A 17,489-nucleotide genomic window follows, 5' to 3' on the forward strand; every position below is an offset into this window, starting at 1 on the left:
CGTCGATCACCTCACGGTGGTCCTGCCAGCGGCCACCCCGCTTCGGCGTCCGGTCCGGGAGCAACGGCTCGATCCGCGCCCACTGCGCATCAGTCAACGGCACACCCGGACCAACGACCTACTGATCCAAACGAAACTGCCTAGTCGACGCCGCCTACGAACGACGCTCGGTCGCCGTCTCCAGCAACCTCCACTCCTCCGGATTCGACGAGATCATGCCCAAGACCCTGGCCACCGCCACCGTCGACCGGCTCATGCATCACGCTCACATCGTCGTCACCCAGGGTGACAGCTACCGGCTCACCCAGGCCACCAGCGGACAGGGAGTGAAGCCCTTCAGCTGACCCGACCGACCCGAGGGCGGGGAATTATCTGGCCGCCACCGGGGACAGCTCGACGGCCGCCAGCGGGGCGAACTCCTGGCCGCCTACGGGGAGAACGAAATGGCCGTTGACACCCGTCTGCGCAGGGCCGAAGCACCGTCTTGCTCCCACACCCGCCGCCAACGCCGCACACTCTCGGCACACACCCCCACCGCCCTCGCGATCTCCGCATTCAAGACGCCGCCCTCGAACAACTCGACTGCCCGAACACGACGCGCCTCCGCCAACTGAGGCCGCGACAGAGGAGGAAGGGAGGAGCCGGCAACCGAAGGGGAAGGTTGATATGCCACCCCGACAGCCTCCCACCCACACAGCCACCACACCCACCGAACTTACGAAAAGATCAGTAGTCATTCGCGTAGGCCTCGCGGCGTTGTGCGCTCGCAGGCGAATGCCCCGCTGTCCCAGGCTTCGGAGAGCAGGACCATGTGGTCGATGTCCACGCCGGAGGCTCCGGTCAAGGTGACGGCGTCGTGGTGGGAGAACCAGCGCGCGCTCTCAAGTCGGCAGTTCGGGCCGACGGCTGGTGCTTCAACAGCTTCTTGACCTCGGTGCGGGTGTGGCAACCTCCAGCGGGACCGTCACCGGCACAGTTGCGGACAAGACAACGAGAGCGGCGGCCAAACCGCGCAGCACGGCTTTGACCATGCACAAGGGATAGCGACACAGAACTGGGCGCTATCCACGCTTTGCTTGGTGCGCCGCCCCGTGTGGGTGCAATGGTCACACCGGTTGATGGCGCTGCCTGTGGGGCGCCTGGGTGGTCAGCTGCCGATGGTACCGAGGCGGCGCGCTTCGTCACCTACCTGTGGGGTGGCGACCAGAGCTTCCGGGGGAAGACCATCGCGTAGAACGGCAGTGTTCGGTCCAGCGCTTAGGTTGCGGCCGAAAGTAATCACCGCATCGTCGCCTCGGTTGTGGGCGCGGATGAACGTAGCGGAGAGCGGTATTCCTCGGTACGCCACGATCCAGCCATCGGGGACGGACGGATCGGCTACCTGACCGTCTTCTGCCAGGCACCAGGCGTGCTCGAAGGCTCCGATGATCGGCTCAGCGGCAAGCGCGTACCCCTCGCAGTAGGTCCATCCCTGACGATTGGCCCACGAGTGCGCGGCAGCGAAGCATTCACCGCCCCGTTGTGGGTGCACACCAGTGGTCCAGGGGGAGGGAGCGTAGTCCCGGCCGTATGTGAGGACCAGGTCGGCGAAGGTCGGGTGGGCGTAGGAAGGATCGAGCACCAAAGTGCGCAAACGCTCCAGCTCGGAGCGAAGGCGGTCGGGCGCAGCGGCCGGTTCGAGCGAGGCCGTCATGCGGCGCCCCGATTGGCCGAGTTGAGGGGGGCGGCCACAGCCGCGCAGAGGCCGACGAGGGGCGCGGTGGAGCGTTGTATCCACCTGGCCGCAGTGGCTTCGGTGTTTCGGAGGTCGGTCCGCATCGCTATCAGCCGCATCCGTCCGCCTTTCTGGTGTCCACGTCAATTTTTCGGCACGATGATCGTCCGGCATCGGCCGTTCGCTCAGGGCGGCAAGTATTAGCAGGGATCCGTCGTCATACGGTTCGGCGCCAGGTTCGGCCTTGGCCTGTGTGATCTCCTGCGTCCTCTTCTCCCCTGCGCTGTCGAGCCGTGGCGATGAAGTGATGCCCTTGCCTGGTACCGGCTGACGGTAGTTGGTTGGCGATCTGGATCACGCTGATACCGGCTAAGTGAAGGGTAACCGGGTTTAAGTCCTAGTTGTACTGCCCAGCCAGGTTGGTCGATTTTGTGCGACGACACAGTCTGAATCTGTGAGATGACGAAGGCCCCCGGTTGTGGAGTGGAGCTGTCGAGGAACCGCTCCGCCAACAGGAGGCCTTCGTGTCTCACGCTAACGCTGCTCTGACGCCCCGTGCCCGTCTTCGCTTGGCGCGTCTGATTGTGGATGAGGGATGGCCGGTCGCCCGTGCGGCTGAGCGCTACGACGTGTCCTGGCCCACTGCCAAGCGATGGGCCGGCCGTTACGCCGAATCCGGGCCGGCCGCGATGGCCGACCGGTCCTCACGGCCCCACCGCAGCCCGGCCCGAACCACAAGGGGCCGATGGCCGCAACGAGCCGGCCGATCACGCACTCGGACGCTCCCGCGGCGGGCTGAGCACCAAGATCCACCTAGCTGCAGACGGCCACGCCCGCCCCCTGGCTGTGGCCGTCACGGCGGACCAGGCCGGTAACGCACCTGCCTTCGAAACGGTCATGGCCCGCATCCGGGTGCCCAGGGACGGCCCTGGCTGGCCCCTGACCCGTCCCACCATGGTCCTGGCCGACCGGGCCTACTCATCCCGCGCGATCCGCCGTCACCTACGCCGCCGGCAGATCCGGGTAGTCATCCCGCAGCCGTCGGACCAGATCGGCCACCGACTGCGAAGAGGCCGCCGAGGCGGACACCCGCCCGGCTTCGACGCGGACGCCTACAAGCAGCGCAACACCGTCGAGCGATGCATCAATCGCCTTCAACGGTGGCACGGCCTGGGCACACGAACCGACAAACTCGCGATCGCCTACCAGGCCGCACTCCACCTCGCCGCCATCCTAATCTGGGCACGACGCTGACCAAAGAGACAGAACCTAGTCGCCTCGGCTCCGGACCAGGGCCTCGGCAAGGGCTTCGAGGTCCTCACATGATCCATTGCACAAGGGCGAAGGTATCGGCCCGGCTTCCCTCCACACGTTGATCAATCTGCCCCAGCAGTCACCCCAATGGCGCCGCGGTTCGCTCTGACGCGTCCTAGGTGTTTTCCCTAGCTATTTCTCAATAGTATTCGTGACAGCCTTGAGACGACGCATGGCCCCTCACGGTCAGGGCCCCAGCATTTAGGAGTCTCCGCAAAGTGGGATTGAGAATTGCTGTGCATGGTTCGACTGGGATTCAGGGCGGTTCCCTGGTGAGTCGAATGATCGACGAGGGGCACCAGGTCTTGGCCCTCACCAGGGACCCCACCCGGTCTGTCGTGCCCAAGGGAGCTGCACCCGTGTTTGTCGACTTGTCAGACATGCAGTCACTGATTTCAGCATACTCAAGTGCCGACATGGTTGCTGTTCACCTGCCACGCTTGTACGACCCGAGACAAGCGATCGCCCAAGCCGAGCGGGTTCTCGAGGCGCTGCAACGGAGCCGCGTGACCAAAGCTGTCTTCAACTCAAGCATCCCCGTACCTCCTACCCCCTCCGACTGCGGCTACATACAGGCACGCTACATCCTGGCGCGGTCCCTCGCGCAAGTGGTCGAGCAGGCATCGATTGTGGGGCCGGCAGGTCCTTACATGGAAAATCTGACCCAAGCGAGCCGAGTGAGGCACCTACTCTCACAAGGAGAACTGGCTTATCCCCTGCCGCCATACCTCCCACTGTGTTGGGTGTCGGCTCAGGACGTCACCGATGTAATGGCTGACTGCCTTCTCGCCGAGCGGCCGCATCAGGTCACATGGGTGAAGGGCCCTGATCTCCTGACAGGAAACGAAATCGCAGCCATGCTTTCGCCTGCTGTGCAGGAAGAGGTGACCTGGCGTACGCAGACGCCTGCAGAGTATGAAGCAATGACCGCGGAAGATTTCGGAGCCGAAGTAGCGGCTGGATCGAGAGAACAGTACGAGCGCATGGCTCGTAGTGAAGTTCCATCACTGATGCCGGGTCACACCTGTATCGGTGTGACCACATTCCACTCCTGGGCTTCTGAACAGCCGTGGCGCTCCTTCGCAGAGGGTTGAAGAATCTCGTCCTGCACAGGAAACTCCATGCAGGCGACGCTCGGATGCTCGACGCCTCTGACGAAGCTGTGCGAGGTGGGCGGGTGTCTCAGACGCCGGCGCGGGCGATCATTTTGTTCTCCGTCTCATAATCGAAGAGGGCAAATGGGTAGCCCGCCAGCACCGGGAGTTCCCTTTGCCATTCGTCTCGATCGATCGATTGGACGAGCCAGTCGACTACGGACCGCACCGCGCGCTCATAAGTCGTGACTGCTCGATAGCCCAGCGCTTCTGCGCGCTGCGTGTCCAGAGCGAGTCGCCCGGGGATGAACCACGGCGAGCGGCAACCTTCCGCAGGTTCTTCATCGGGCACATCCACCTGAGAGACCTGAATGCCCATGGCCGCGGCCACCGCCGCGGCAATTTGCTTTTCGGTGAGAGGCTCCGGGTCAGCACAGTTGTAGATCATGCTCGACCTAAACGCTGCAGCCTGCATCACGAGAGCTGCGATGTTTTCCACAGAGGTGGTGTGGAAGACCGAGGAACCCTTACGGTGATGGGCGAATATCCGTCGACCGTCAAGGAGTCGTTTGACATAGAACCACTCCCGGGCGTGATCACTGTATGGACCGGACACGGCTCCGAGCCTCAGGACGGAGATCGGACAGCGGGAATGGTCCAGCAGATTCTGCTCATATGCCACTTTGCCCTCCGCATAGCCCTCGCCGCCTGCGGAGACGGTTGGCTGGTCTTCGGAGATCAGATCAGGAAAGTCAGGGAATTCCTCAGGCTTTACAGAGCCGTTGAACTGTCGACCCTGAGAATCCACATAGACAGCCGCTGTAGAAATCGCAATGATCGAGCCAATATCGCTGCTGGCTGCGAGGAGATATTCTGCGTCCTCGCGGGAGTACCCGACGACATCGACGACAACGTCAGCACCGCCTCCCACGGCCTTGGCGACTCCTTGCGGATCATGACGGTCGATGATTATCTCCTTCACTCCCCCACCGGTGAATTCGGAACGATTTCCGCGGTGGGCGAGCGCGACATTCCACCCCTCGACCATAAGTCGACGCTTCACGGCCAAACCGATTTGACCAGTGCCGCCAAGGATCACCGCTGTCCGACTCATCAACACTCCCTTGCTCAGCGTCTTAAGCCTTTGAGATTAGCTCCGGTCGCCTTCCTGTTCAACACCCGCAGCGAAGCGTGATCGTCTCCTTCGAGCGTTCACGGGACGGGCGGCTGGGGGCGCTGGATCAGGTCGCGCAATTCTCTTCGACTGGTAAGACCAAGGCGCGTGTAGATGTTGCCCAGGTGATACTCCACCGTCTTGGTGCTGATGAAGAGTTCCGAGGCGATTTCGCGGTTTGTCAGCCCTCGACTGACGCTTTGAGCGATATCGAGTTCCCGGTCGCTCAGGTTGTACAGATTGTACCTGCGCCTGCGTTTGGGTGCACCCGTCTCAATGGCGTCCAGAGCCGCTTCACACCGTTCCAAAAACGGAATCGCCTGCAAGTCGGACAGACGCTCATGAGCTTGGCGCAGCCACCGTACTCCGTCTCTGACCTGCTGGCACGCGATCAGTTTCACACCATAGGCCTGATCAAGCATAGCCCGGTACAACGGCACGTCATCGGCCGATGCCGGCAGGGAGACACCTTGCTCAAAGAGCTCCATAGACCTCGAATCATCGCCCTTTTGCTCAGCGAACCACGCGGACAGTCGCGCCGTGACAGTGCCTAGATGAGGGGTCAGGTCAGTCAACCGACGAAGCTCGTGGAGACCCTCCTCGGCTCGCTCCAAGGCATTAGTACCCAGTAGGCCCTCGACATACAGTGGCAGCCACCAGGGTTGAAAAAGAAGACGGCCGCCTTCTGCAGGCAATTGGAGAAGGGGCTGGAGCGCAGAAACCATCGCTGCGTAGTCCGCACGTGCCTGAGCAACAACTGCCCGGCCGATGGCCGGGTACAGCCTGTAGGCTTGGGCGGCTTCCTCCGCCCAAGCTTCCGCCGTGTCGAGCAGGCGTTCAGCCCGCTCGTACTGACCACGTCCTGCATAGACCCACGACGCCTGCGAATAGACGATGGGATAGGCCCAAACCCTCTCCTCAGTGGTGGCTGAGGCCACTGCACGTTCGGCATTGGCAGTTGCCTCATCCCATGAACCGAGCAAGTAGAGGTCGGCGGCCAGGGTGCTGTACCCGAACTCGTCGGTAACGCGACGGCCGCTGGAAGCAGCCAGTCGCAAGGCGACCTTCGTGTCGAGGGCTCCGGCACTCAGCTGCCCTGCGAAGGAGCGCAGGCCACCACGGTTAAGGAGGAAGTATGCCTGAGGTGCGGACATATGCTCCGCGTCCGGCAGCGGGGCCAAACGGTTCAATTCTTCCACGGCTGCATGAGGACCGTTCAGAAGCCCATGGGCAAAGGCTAGGTTCACCATTGCCCGGCTGGTAAGTCGTTGATTGACGGGCTCCATCTCGAGCGCTCGGTTGGCTGCTGCAATGGTTCGGCGGCCATGGCCTTGGAATAGGTGAACGAAGCTCAACCACGTCGCTGCCATCGTCGTGATCCATGACTCATCGAAATTGTTTTGCGCCGCCTCGAGAGCCAGATTGAGATGGTCTTCCGCCTCGGCGAAGGTCCCGCGGGAGGTGGCATGGGCACCGAGCACGAGACTTCGAAGAGAAGATTGCGCGCACGCACGAGCCTGCCGCATGAGTTCGTCTGCCCGAGATACTTGGTCATCCCACAGCAGTTGCGCCAGAGCAGTGAGAAAATAACGTTCACTTTCTTCCCTGGCTGACGACACTTCTGCAGCCCATAGCAAGAGGGTACTCGCGCGCCCGACCTCACCACTTGTCAGATGCTCGCCTGCCGCCATTTCGAGTTGTGCCGCCAGCCGGTCATCCGGATCCGTTGCGGCCGCGACTCGATGCGACCACGCGGCTGACCGAGGAAGGCATGCGGCAGCAGTCGTGTGCAGACGCCGCAGTCTCTCCGGTGGTGTCGCGGCAAGAACGGCATCCGAAAGGAGTTGATGACTGACGCTTACCGGGATCCCGTGCTCATTCGGCCACCAATTCAAAAGACCTTCCGTCAGGGCCGGTTCGAGCGCTTCGTGAGCGTTCACGACTTCAGCGGTCCGCGCTACGGTCGACAACGGGAAGCGGCCTCCGAGAATCGCGGAGGCCTGGACGAGGATACGGCTTCTCTCGGGCAACTGCGAGAGTTGCTGGCGCACTCTTGAGGCCAAGGTGGGAGGAACGGGAACCGATCCCTTGATCTGTGCTGATTCTTGGTCCGCGAGTTCTGCGAGAACGGCTCGGAGGTAAAGAGGGTTGCCTCCCGTATGACGCCTCAATTTGCCGACGTCCGTCCTGGGAATGTCGTGGCCCAGATTACGCTTGGCCAGTTGCGCGACTTCCTGCTCTTTAAGGCCTTCGAGAGCCACATGCAGGCCGCGGTCATGACCGTCGATCAGCCGACGCACAGGCTCTGGCAGGCCTTGCATGGCAGAGGTCCGAGCCGTCATCACCGGGAGGACCCTGTCGGCCTCCAGCCGGCGGATCACGAAGCCCAGGACCTGGAGGGATGCCGTGTCGGCCCACTGGATGTCATCGACGAACACGACGACCAGCCCCAGTGACTGCAGTGCGTCGAGAAGTTCGAGGAGTTGCGCTCCCACTCGGAAAGGCGCTGTACCGGGGGCGATGTCGCAGGTGGTCCGCAAGGATTCGCTACGTTGGTCCGCTGGGACATCGGCAATGAGCTGGGCGATGACCCCGAAACTCAGGTCGGATTCGGCCGGGTCGCATCGGGCCCGGAGGATGGTGGCTGCCGACAGCGCTGGCTCTTCGAGCCAGCGTCGCACCAAAGCCGTCTTCCCGATACCAGACGGCCCCTCGACCAGAATGAGGGATGACTGACCGGCACGGACCGTTTCGGCAAGTTGGGTCATGCTTCGCAATTGCGCATCGCGTCCGACGAAGTCGGAGGTCGCTGCCGGAGACAAGCTGCTCCCCTTGGGTTCGCTCATGTTGGTCCAACCTACGAAGCCCCGCCTCAGGCTGTACGTGAGCCTGACATCCTGGAACGCCGGCCGAGGATGCAAGTGATGCTATGTCATACGACCACTCGTAGCATCGATGTCGTCGATATCGAAGACATTTCGTGACGTCCCTCAACTGGCGGTTCGGCGAAGAGATCGACAGGACACCGACGGCAGCCGCGGAAGCGCATGATTACCGTGCGACCCGGCCTCCCAGCCTGTGGGACAGCGCGACGGACCTGTACTGTCGTCCCATCGCAGCCAGGAGGCCGTCCTCGACCGTGCCTACCGGCCGCAGCGCGTCGACTACTGCAGAAGTCCCGCGGGCGGGCATCCATGACGCTCCCTTCCCTGCACGGCCGCCCTCACCGTCATGAACTGAGTAGTCGTAGCGTTGATGGAGTAGCGTTCCATTCAGCAACAGAATCACCGGTTCTGATGTCCCTGACCTACGCGCGCTCGTCCGTGCAGTGCGCTCGGACAGAGCTGTGAAGCCTTTTCGCCGCCGATGAGAGGGCCGACACTCAAACCTGTCGTGCCCCAGCATGCCACCGCGTTCGGCGATGCCTGGTGCCCGCGTGTATGCCTGGAGGACCGGCAGGCTGACGGGAGACCGCGGGCTCCAGGCCTGCTGAACCGGACCGACGCCCAAGAGGCCGGGCGCCAGAACCGCCTACGTGACCTTGTTCGAGGGCGTCCCCGCGCGGCCTGGCAGAGGAACAGTGATCTCACGTGTATTGCCGTGCTCCGAGACCGTGCCGCAAGCGCCTCCGCGCCCGTAGCCCAGTCGGCCACCCGCCGATCCGGTACTTGCCCAACCCTCGACACCTCTCTCTGAGGTGCGTCCGCCTCTGCGGCCGGACCAGTCCCATGCCTGAGCACAGCCCTTACCAGTGAAACGGTACTAGGGAGACTCCCTGATATTTCCAACGTCAGGTCGCGAAAGGCTTCTACTAGCTGCTCGCCCCACCCTGCTCCGGTTCTGGCCCCTGCTCCGCTCCCGTCCTCATGATCGCACCGTCGACATCCCATTCCAGGGGAAACTCGCACTTGAAATTCTCAATAGCGAGTTGATCTGGTGGATCCATCGAGATGCGGGATTGCGAGATTCAGTACCAGAATTAGTGCGGAATACCCCTCAGAATCGCTCATCGATTAGCGCAAGGAGTAGAATGTCCGAGAAGATCACGGTCCTGGTGCATGGAGCATCGGGCACGCAGGGTGCTTCTGTGGTACGCCGTCTGCTTGCTGACGGGCACAGTGTCGTTGCCACGATGCGCAATCCCGACGGAGCGTCGCTGCCTGACGGAGTGAAGGCCGTCTCTTCTGATCTGAACGACGTCGACTCGCTGGTGCGTGCCTATAGCGATGTGGGTGCTGTGGTCGTGCAGCTGCCGCTTGAGTTTTCGCCCGAACGTGCCGTGCCGCAGGCTGAATCGGTACTGCAGGCGCTCAAGCGTGCCGGCGTCAAGCGGGCGGTGTTCAACGGCAACGGGCCTCTGGCGCCTGCGCCGGTCGGTGTCCCGTATGTGGACGCCCGGGTTACCCTCGCGCAGTCATTGGGAGACCATGTCCCCCATGCGGCCGTCGTGAACCCGGCAGGCCCCTATATGGAGAACCTCGCCGGCGCCTGGCAGGTGGCGGGTATTCAACGTGACCGCGTCATCAGGTATCCCATTCCGCCGCAGGCACCTGTGCCGTGGGTTGCTCTCGACGACGTGGCGGCAGTCATTGCCGAGTCCCTCGTCGCCGAGGAGGCCGGCGCCGTTTCCGTGACGGGCCCCGAGCCGCTTACAGGGTTGCAGGTTGCGGAACACATCTCCGCGGCAGTGGGGTTCGACGTTCGGTGGGAACCGATCACTCCCCAGGAGCATGCCCGCCTGACTACCCCCTACCTCGGAGAGGAAGCAGCCCTCGGCGTAGCCAGTCTTTACGAAGCCCGGCGAAACGCCCCTCCGGTACAGCCGAGTGGCGAGATCCGTTCCGGCACCACCAGACTGTCGCAGTGGGTCACCGGTCAGAACTGGCAATCCCGGGTCGCATGAGGTAAAGGCCCACAGCAGGCCCTGACCCGACAGGCCCCGGAACTGACTCTGCGCACCACCCCGTCGCTTGTCGAGCGCTTTGCCCCTCGCCTCGTGGGAGGGGACGCACGGCACGGTTGCTCGGCTGAGAGGGGGGTGAAACATCGTGCACGATGTATCACCCCCCTCTCAGTCATCTCGTGTCTTCATCCAGACCGACGACCGGGACCATCGCCGGCGTCGAGACGTCGGTCCCCAGTGTCACCGACGGCTGGCCGTGGCCGGGAGACCACGGCCAGGGACGACAGGCCCTCGAACGCCCGCAGAGTCGCCGGTCCAGCACAGCCACACTGATGGGTGCCGGTTGCGGGCCGGATCAGGCGGTCATCATCCCGCCTTGTCCACGGCGGTGTTCCGGCGACGGAGTAAGGCCATTGCCGCGTTCATCAGCTCCACCGCGCCCAGGACGGCGTGGGCGTCAGCCAGCACCACACGCTCATAGCCCCGAGGCTGGACAGGCGCACGGTCATGCCACCGCGCTGGGGGCCGCACCGTGTTCAGGTCGCTGCCGTCGCCGTCCCCATCTCCGGCGCACGGCATTCAGTGAGAGTGCCTGCCGCAGAAGCTCAGGCTTCGGGCCGGATGACCTGCTGACGGAGCTCGCAGGTTCACTGGCCTGGAGCCAGGACGAGGCCCGTCACTGGACGTCCGGAGCGGGCTGGCCGGTTCTGTCTCGGCCGATCGGGTCGGAGCGACCGGGAACGGGAGCATCCTGGCGGAGCAGTCCCCTTTCTTTCAACTCCTTCCACAACGGAGGAGGTAGTGGACTGGCCAGATGCGCGGCGGCTTCGGCCACCTCTCGGGAGGTGCGGCAGCCGATGGTGACATTGACGACAGCCGGGTGGGCGAGCGGGAATTGCAGGGCGGCGGCGGGCAGGGTGGTGCCATGGCGTTCGCACACATCGGCGATCAGGGTGGCACGGCGGACCACTCCCGGTCGCGCGGGCTGATAGTTGTAGGGGAGGTCGGCGCTGGGCCTTGGGGTCGCGAGAAGGCCGGAGTTGAAGACGCCTGCTGCGATCACCGAGACTCCGCGCTGTTCGCACAACGGCAACAGGTCGTCGAGTGCTCCTTGTTCCAGCAAGGTATAGCGGCCCGCGAGCATGACTGCGTCCATGTCAGTGTTGCGGACGAAGTCGGTCAGCATAGCTGTCTGGTTCATCCCGGCCCCTATGGCCTTGACGACCCCCTGGGCCCTGAGCTCTGCGAGCGCCGGGTAGCCCTGGTCCAGCGCCTGGCGCCAGTGCTCGTCGGGGTCGTGCAGGAAGATTAGGTCCAGCCTGTCGAGGCCGGTGCGATGCAAGCTGTCCTCGACGCTGCGCAGTATGCCGTCCCGGCTGAAGTCCCACACTCGTGTGTGGTCGGCCGGCACGACGAACCCCGCAGGATCCTGCCCCTTGAGGTGTGCGGTGGGCACGAGGATCCGGCCGACCTTGGTCGAAACCGCGTACTGTGAGCGAGGCCGATGGCGCAGGGCCTCTCCCAGTCTTCGTTCGGAAAGCCCCAGTCCGTAGTGCGGTGCGGTATCGAAGTAGCGCACTCCAACATTCCAGGCCAAGTCGACAGCTGCACGTGCTGTCGCCTCATCGACGGCACTGTAGAGATTTCCGATCGGAGCGGCTCCGAAGCCGAGGCGGGACGGCAGCACGCTGGTGGCCATGCTGTCCGAACCGGAGGCCTTCGTGCCTGACGGCGTGGAGGGGTCGTTCATCCGGCGCTCCACTCGGTGCCCAGCGGGTAGGTGAACTCATCGAATGTGGCGGGATGCAGAGTGGCCGAGAACCCTGGCCTTGTGGGGGTGACATAGCGGCCGTTGTCGATGACGACGGGGTCGACGAAGTGTTCGTGTAGGTGATCTACGTACTCGATCACGCGGTTGTCCAGGGCGGCCGAAACTGCGACGAAGTCGAACATCGACAGGTGTTGCACCAGTTCGCACAGACCGACTCCGTCGGCGTGCGGGCACACCGGAACGTCGAACTTGGCCGCCAGCAGCAGGTTCGCCACGTTCTCGTTGACACCGCCGACCCGTGCGGCGTCGATCTGCAGGAAGTCGATGGCACCGGCCTGCAGGAGCTGCTTGACGACGATGCGGTTCTGGACGTGTTCGCCTGTAGCCACCTTCACGGGGGCCACGGCCTGGCGGATCGCGGCGTGGCCCAGTACATCGTCGGGTGACGTGGGTTCTTCGATCCACCACGGATCGTAGGGTGCCAGTTTGCGGATCCATTCGATCGCGGTTCCGACGTCCCAGCGCTGGTTCGCATCAATGGCCATGCGCATGCGAGGGCCGATCGTCTCCCGCGCTACGCGGCAGCGGCGCACGTCGTCGGACAGGTCGGCTCCGACCTTGAGTTTGATTTGTGTGAACCCATCGGCGACAGCTTGCTTGCACAGACGGATCAGCTTCTCGTCTCTGTAGCCCAGCCAGCCGGGGGAGGTGGTGTAGGCGGGATAGCCGTGTGTCAGCAGATGGGCCTGCCGTTCCGCCTTTCCGGGCTCAGCCCTCCTGAGAATGTCGAGCGCCTCGTCTGGCGTCAGCGCGTCAGTGAGGTAACGGAAGTCCACGAGCTCGACGATTTGATGGGGCGTCAGGTCGGCCAGGAGCTTCCACAACGGTTTGTTCTCACGCTTGGCCTTCAGATCCCACAGTGCGTTGACGACCGCGGATATGGCCATGTGTACAGCCCCCTTCTCCGGGCCCAGCCAGCGCAGCTGTGAGTCGTGCACCAGGTGCTTCCACAGCCCACCCATGTCCGCCAGCGTACGGTCGAGGTCCATACCCACGATGTGCTCTGCAACCGCGGCGATGGCGGCGACCTGCACATCATTACCCCGGCCGATGGTGAACGCGAAGCCGTGGCCCGCATGGCCGTCACCCGCACTGGTAGTGATCGCCACGTATGCGGCCGAGTAGTCGGGGTCGGTATTCATGGCATCGGAACCGTCAAGCTCCCGGGGAGTCGGGAAGCGGATGTCATAGGTACTTACATGGGCGATGTGAGGCATCTTCGGCCGTTTTCTGATGAGGGTTGCTTCGCAGCAGCACGCGCGTGTGCGGCAGCGTGACCGCGGAGGAAGATGGTGACCGCGCCAGTGTGCTGGAACGCACGGTGCGTTCGGCACTGAAGTGGTCTGGCGCCCTACCCTTCGTCGCTTCGGCCGGCAGAGGGTCTTGCCACCCACACGGGGCTGGACCACGCGGTCGGGCGACGTCCGCGGTACGAGCAGTGCTGGCGTACCCGCACGTAGTAGTAGCGGTCTCCTTCGGCGTCGGGCCGCTCGTCCCTCCACGATGTTTCGAAGTCCATGCCGTCCGGCTCCCACGACGCGATCAGCCTTGTCGAGCCCGCGTCCCCCGGCCGGCCGCAGAACACCTCGATTGAGCCAAGCATGTCGGTACCGGAGACGCGGATGAGGCATGTGACCGGCGTCGCGGTGCGCAAGGCGCCCCCCATTGGCACAGCATCGACCTGGAAGTCAAGGAGGATGCGCGCGCCAGTGGTGGCGTAGGTGTGGCGGTCGTGCAGGGCGTCGAATACGTCGTCACGCTCGAGGGCTGGGGAGTACACGGCGGCCAGGCCGAGTTCACCACGTCCCGGCTGGGCCCGGTGGTTGTCCGAGGAACCGACCACGCCGAGGGCGTGTCCTCGTTCCCAGGCGTCACGTGCGTAATGAGGGCCGTTGCGCGAGGTGTTGGTGGAGAAGTCGGAGTTCTCGTACGACAGGTCGAAGCCGGGATCGTAGAACTCGGACTGGCCGTGTCCGGAGTAGATCTCCACAGCGCGACGGAACTCGGGGTCGTGGTGGCTCCAGTCCACGGCAGGAGAAGTGCTGCCGGGGATGCTTCCGGCAGTCTTGGGCGAGAAGGCGACCCCGGTGTGGTGCGGTATGGTCAGGGCTCGCCGGCCGCGCAAGGCTCGCCACAGGTCGAGGACCGTGCCGGTGTGGGCCCCGACGATCACCGCGTCCGCTGGGTCGCGGAAGTAGACGTTGTGGTGGCCCCACGGCTCGTGGAATGTGGCCTCGTAGGCCAAGAAGGTCACGAACTTGCCGGGCTGATGAAACTTGGTCGCTTGCTCGCGGAGATGCTGCCAGTCGCCGGCGTCCCACCGTTCGCAGTGTTCAGTGAGCGCGTAAAAGTCCAGGCATGCCACGTCGCGGGCGTATTCATAGGGGAAGTGGCCCACGCCGTCGAAGCTGTGGTCGGCGTGTGAATGCAGGTCACCCCAGTACAGGTTGCGGGCAGGAGCTTGGGTGTAGACCCATGCCGGATTGGCCAGCACCGAGTGGTCCCCGGCAGTGACCCGCATCCTCAGGACGCCCGGTGCGGTGGGAATGATGGGCACTTCGAAGGTACCCACCAGGTCGCCGACCTGAGGTGTGCTGGTGTGGGCCGCGCCGTCTGCGATCTCGACGTGCACGGCGTGGTGGCGTTCTTCGACGCGGTTGCCTTCGGCGTCGACGGCGACCACCCGCAGCGTGGTGGGCTCGCCGATGGTCAACAGTGAGGGGACGTAGGCCAGCAGCTCAGCTGGTGCTCCGGGATGTACGTCGACGACGGGAGAGTCGGCGACGGGCAGCACGTGGGCGGTGCCGCGGCCCTCGGGATCGACTGCTATGACGACTTGTTCCGGTCCTTCGGGGTGCAAGCCGGCGGCGAAGCCTCGGCTGCCGCCCGAGGTGTCTCCATAGGTGATCACGATCCGGTCGCCGGGCTCGAGCCGCCCCGCCTCAAGCGTGACGCAGGTGACATAGACATAACGGCCCTCACGTCCGTCAATGCCGACGCGGTTGCTCTTCACCACGTCATCGGCGGTACCATCCTCGACCTCGCAGCGGATGGCTGCGCTGCCGTGAGCCACCTGTGCAGTGACATAGTTGTCGGCGCTGGGCTCATGGGACTGCACCCCCTTGGCTCCGTTGCGTCTCCAGGCATGCCAGCTGTCGGGGAGCTGGATACGGACGCTTGCTCCAGTCTCGAGCGGGTGGGTGCCGACGTGGTAGGTCACCGAGTAGGTGCCCCAAGCGGCAGCCGTCACCGTCGGTGGGTCGAATACGGCGTGGCCGAATGCACCGCGTGTGCCGTGCTTCTGCTGTGCGTCGTCCATCACGGTTGTTCCTTGTGCTCGGGCGGCACGAGGCCGGTCCGGGACCGGGGTACCGGTGCCGGAGCGACGAGACCACCGGGGAATCGGGTCAGGTGCTGCGGGTCATGGATCGGCAGTACCTGAGCGTCCAGTTGGTTCAGCCAGCGCACGGTGTCGAGGAGTTCATAGACGTTCTCACCGATGCCAAGGACGTTCGGCGGCTGAAGATTCTCGGGAAGGAAAACGGACTCGGGAATCACGAGGTTGCCCTGAGCGGTCGTGATGATCACAGCGAGTGACTCGCGGTGGTGCCCGCCGATTTCACGGACCTGCAGCCCTGGCATGACCTCTGCCTGTCCGGAGAAGCGCCGGATACGGGCGTCCTGGCAGGCGAGGAATGACCGGGCCTCCGGGGGGAGATGCGGGAGCAGTTCGGGGTATGCCGGCTTGCGCAGTTCGGACAGACCGGCGTCGGAGACGTGGACGGTCGCCTGGGGAAAGCGGGTGATGTTGGAGGCGGCGTATGGCCCGAAGGACGTGAGGACGACATGGTCAATGTCGCTCACGGCGACTCCGAGTCCGCTGAGTGCGCCGGTGGGGTCGGCGTCGTCGGTGGCGCGCCAGTAGGCCTGCGGGCCGCGTACCTGCTTGGCCCGTGCGTCCCACCAATCGGCGTCGGCAGTGATCCCCGTGTCAATTAGAGCGGTGCCCTGTGGTCCGCGTACCAGCCAGACATAGAAGGCGATGGGACACCACTCGTCGAAGGCCTGACCGCGCAGGAGTTCCGGGCCGCGCAGAACACCGGAGCCGATGTGGACCAGGTCGACGCGGCAGACTGCGTTCATGCGGACCTGCCGGAGGTGACCAGGACCCGTGGCACGGCAGTATGGCAGGGCCGGCGGCCGGAGAGATGCGGTCCGGGGTCGCTGGCTGCGGGTTCCCCGGCGGGAAGCGTTCGCCCAAGAGAAGTCCATCCGTCGCGCGATCCGGGCGCGGGTCCGACCAGGGCACCGAGGACGCTGACCTCACGCTTGGTGCCGCCCGGGGGTCGCTTGAGCACCAGTATCTCCTTGCCGTGTCGTTCATCGGCGATGTGCGGCTCATGTCCTCGACGCCGATGTGTCCGGGTTACGCCGAAGCGGTCGTCCCCCTGGTTGTTCGATCAGACTCCGTGAGGGCGAGAATCAGCGATCATGCACTGTGCGGGTGGGGCCGTGCGGGGCCCTCCGACAGCCGGACTGGCTTCACCGGGTGTGACGGTGCTTCCGCGGCCGGCTCAGGCGATGTGATCCGACAGGACGCCTGCCGGAACAGAACAGGATGCGGGTCGCTTCCTCGACTCACGGGCACAACGTTGACACCCATTGGATCCAATGTCCAGTATTACGATACGCGCGATGACGATTACGAAAGCGGATGATGTGAGCGACGAAGGGCCTGTAGCCGGCCGGCCGGTGCGTGATGGGACGCGGCCGCGACTCCGGCGCCCCCGGCGCACGGTCCTCGCTGACGAGGTGTACGACTCCCTCAAAGCGATGCTCATGAACAATGCCGTCGAGCCGGGATCCCGCCTGACCACTGACGCGCTCGCCCAGGAGATGGGTGTGTCCAGAACCCCGGTCCGAGAGGGACTGGCCCGGCTGGAGTCCGAAGGGCTGGTCGTCAAACGCCCCCTCGCCGGGTACCTCGTCACCCCGCCCCTGGACCGGAAGGCCCTGGATGAGCTCTACACGGTGCGTCTCCTTCTGGAACCCGCCGCGGCGCGCATGGCTGCCGTCCATGCCACGGACCAGCAGATCCGCGACCTCGTCCCCGATGATCCGGCCCTGCGAGACGCTCCGGCATCGGGGGCCGGTTATGAGGACTACCAGGACTTCGCCACCGAGGACGGACGCTTTCACGATCTTCTGGCCGCGGCATCAGGTGTCAGCCTGCTTCAGGAAAGCATCCGCCGGCTTCATGCACACGTGCACACCTACCGGCTCTGGCCCAGCGCCGGCACCCCGATCGAGGCGCTGCGCGAACACGCCGCCATCGTCGAGGCATTGCGACGTCGCGACCCAGGAGGGGCTGAAGAAGCGATGCGCACCCATCTCACCGGCGCTCATGCCCGTCTGACGCATGCCCTGTAGGGCACTGCCGTTCCCTTGCTCAGCGACTC

General features: G+C 64.3%; 12 protein-coding genes and 3 pseudogenes. 6 read left to right on the forward strand and 9 right to left on the reverse strand.

The genetic code is table 11. The features are described from left to right. On the reverse strand, positions 1 to 103 hold a 103-nt coding region (locus ACIGAQ_RS37410), incomplete at its 3' end, for a transposase (protein ID WP_399791334.1). Between the two features lie 37 nt (positions 104 to 140). On the opposite strand from ACIGAQ_RS37410, the pseudogene ACIGAQ_RS37415 reads away from it, so the two are divergent. Continuing rightward, a pseudogene (locus ACIGAQ_RS37415) lies at positions 141 to 344 on the forward strand (ATP-binding protein); the annotation flags it as partial. A gap of 83 nt (positions 345 to 427) precedes the next feature. On the opposite strand, the gene ACIGAQ_RS37420 reads toward ACIGAQ_RS37415, so the two are convergent. Further along, the gene (locus ACIGAQ_RS37420) at positions 428 to 706 is read right to left on the reverse strand and encodes a helix-turn-helix domain-containing protein (RefSeq protein WP_399791218.1); all 279 of its coding nucleotides are present in this window, start codon (positions 704 to 706) and stop codon (positions 428 to 430) included. Positions 707 to 1,147: 441 nt separating this feature from the next. Continuing rightward, complete coding sequence (locus tag ACIGAQ_RS37425; RefSeq protein WP_399791221.1) at positions 1,148 to 1,693, reverse strand: hypothetical protein; 546 nt, start codon at positions 1,691 to 1,693, stop codon at positions 1,148 to 1,150. Between the two features lie 545 nt (positions 1,694 to 2,238). Here ACIGAQ_RS37425 and ACIGAQ_RS37430 point away from each other — a divergent pair. The 3 genes and pseudogenes from ACIGAQ_RS37430 to ACIGAQ_RS37440 form a co-directional block, all read left to right on the forward strand. Next, positions 2,239 to 2,448, forward strand: a pseudogene (locus ACIGAQ_RS37430) (helix-turn-helix domain-containing protein); the annotation flags it as partial. A 13-nt stretch (positions 2,449 to 2,461) separates the two neighbouring features. After that, positions 2,462 to 2,968, forward strand: a pseudogene (locus ACIGAQ_RS37435) (IS5 family transposase); the annotation flags it as partial. 296 nt (positions 2,969 to 3,264) lie between these two features. Then, complete coding sequence (locus ACIGAQ_RS37440) at positions 3,265 to 4,122, forward strand: SDR family oxidoreductase (RefSeq protein ID WP_399791337.1); 858 nt, start codon at positions 3,265 to 3,267, stop codon at positions 4,120 to 4,122. A gap of 88 nt (positions 4,123 to 4,210) precedes the next feature. On the opposite strand, the gene ACIGAQ_RS37445 is transcribed toward ACIGAQ_RS37440, so the two are convergent. Both ACIGAQ_RS37445 and ACIGAQ_RS37450 read right to left on the reverse strand, forming a co-directional pair. Further along, the gene (locus ACIGAQ_RS37445) at positions 4,211 to 5,236 is read right to left on the reverse strand and encodes an NAD-dependent epimerase/dehydratase family protein (protein WP_399791224.1); all 1,026 of its coding nucleotides are present in this window, start codon (positions 5,234 to 5,236) and stop codon (positions 4,211 to 4,213) included. 98 nt (positions 5,237 to 5,334) lie between these two features. After that, positions 5,335 to 8,142, reverse strand: coding sequence for an ATP-binding protein (locus ACIGAQ_RS37450; protein ID WP_399791226.1), 2,808 nt, complete (start codon positions 8,140 to 8,142; stop codon positions 5,335 to 5,337). A 1,184-nt stretch (positions 8,143 to 9,326) separates the two neighbouring features. On the opposite strand from ACIGAQ_RS37450, the gene ACIGAQ_RS37455 reads away from it, so the two are divergent. Further along, positions 9,327 to 10,199, forward strand: a complete 873-nt coding sequence (locus tag ACIGAQ_RS37455; protein WP_399791229.1) for an SDR family oxidoreductase — start codon at positions 9,327 to 9,329, stop codon at positions 10,197 to 10,199. Between the two features lie 676 nt (positions 10,200 to 10,875). Here ACIGAQ_RS37455 and ACIGAQ_RS37460 read toward each other — a convergent pair. The 4 genes from ACIGAQ_RS37460 to ACIGAQ_RS37475 all read right to left on the reverse strand — a co-directional run bounded on the left by ACIGAQ_RS37460 (position 10,876) and on the right by ACIGAQ_RS37475 (position 16,173). Beyond that, the gene (locus tag ACIGAQ_RS37460; RefSeq protein WP_399791232.1) at positions 10,876 to 11,949 is read right to left on the reverse strand and encodes an aldo/keto reductase; all 1,074 of its coding nucleotides are present in this window, start codon (positions 11,947 to 11,949) and stop codon (positions 10,876 to 10,878) included. Next, positions 11,946 to 13,247 carry an L-fuconate dehydratase gene (locus ACIGAQ_RS37465; protein ID WP_399791235.1) on the reverse strand — a complete coding sequence of 434 codons (1,302 nt, stop codon included), beginning with the start codon at positions 13,245 to 13,247 and terminating at the stop codon, positions 11,946 to 11,948. The genes ACIGAQ_RS37460 and ACIGAQ_RS37465 overlap by 4 nt, the downstream gene beginning before the upstream one ends. 134 nt (positions 13,248 to 13,381) lie before the next feature. Next, positions 13,382 to 15,349, reverse strand: a complete 1,968-nt coding sequence (locus ACIGAQ_RS37470; protein ID WP_399791238.1) for a DUF3604 domain-containing protein — start codon at positions 15,347 to 15,349, stop codon at positions 13,382 to 13,384. Next, positions 15,349 to 16,173, reverse strand: coding sequence for a hypothetical protein (locus ACIGAQ_RS37475; protein ID WP_399791241.1), 825 nt, complete (start codon positions 16,171 to 16,173; stop codon positions 15,349 to 15,351). The genes ACIGAQ_RS37470 and ACIGAQ_RS37475 overlap by 1 nt, the downstream gene beginning before the upstream one ends. Positions 16,174 to 16,725: 552 nt before the next feature. Between ACIGAQ_RS37475 and ACIGAQ_RS37480 the strand changes: the two genes are divergently transcribed. After that, positions 16,726 to 17,460 (forward strand): GntR family transcriptional regulator, encoded by a 735-nt coding sequence (locus ACIGAQ_RS37480; protein WP_399791244.1) that lies wholly within the window; start codon positions 16,726 to 16,728, stop codon positions 17,458 to 17,460. The last annotated feature ends 29 nt before the right edge of the window (positions 17,461 to 17,489 follow it).

The sequence above is a fragment of the Streptomyces sp. NPDC085932 genome (genome assembly GCF_044540525.1).
Lineage (GTDB): Bacteria > Actinomycetota > Actinomycetes > Streptomycetales > Streptomycetaceae > Streptomyces > Streptomyces levis.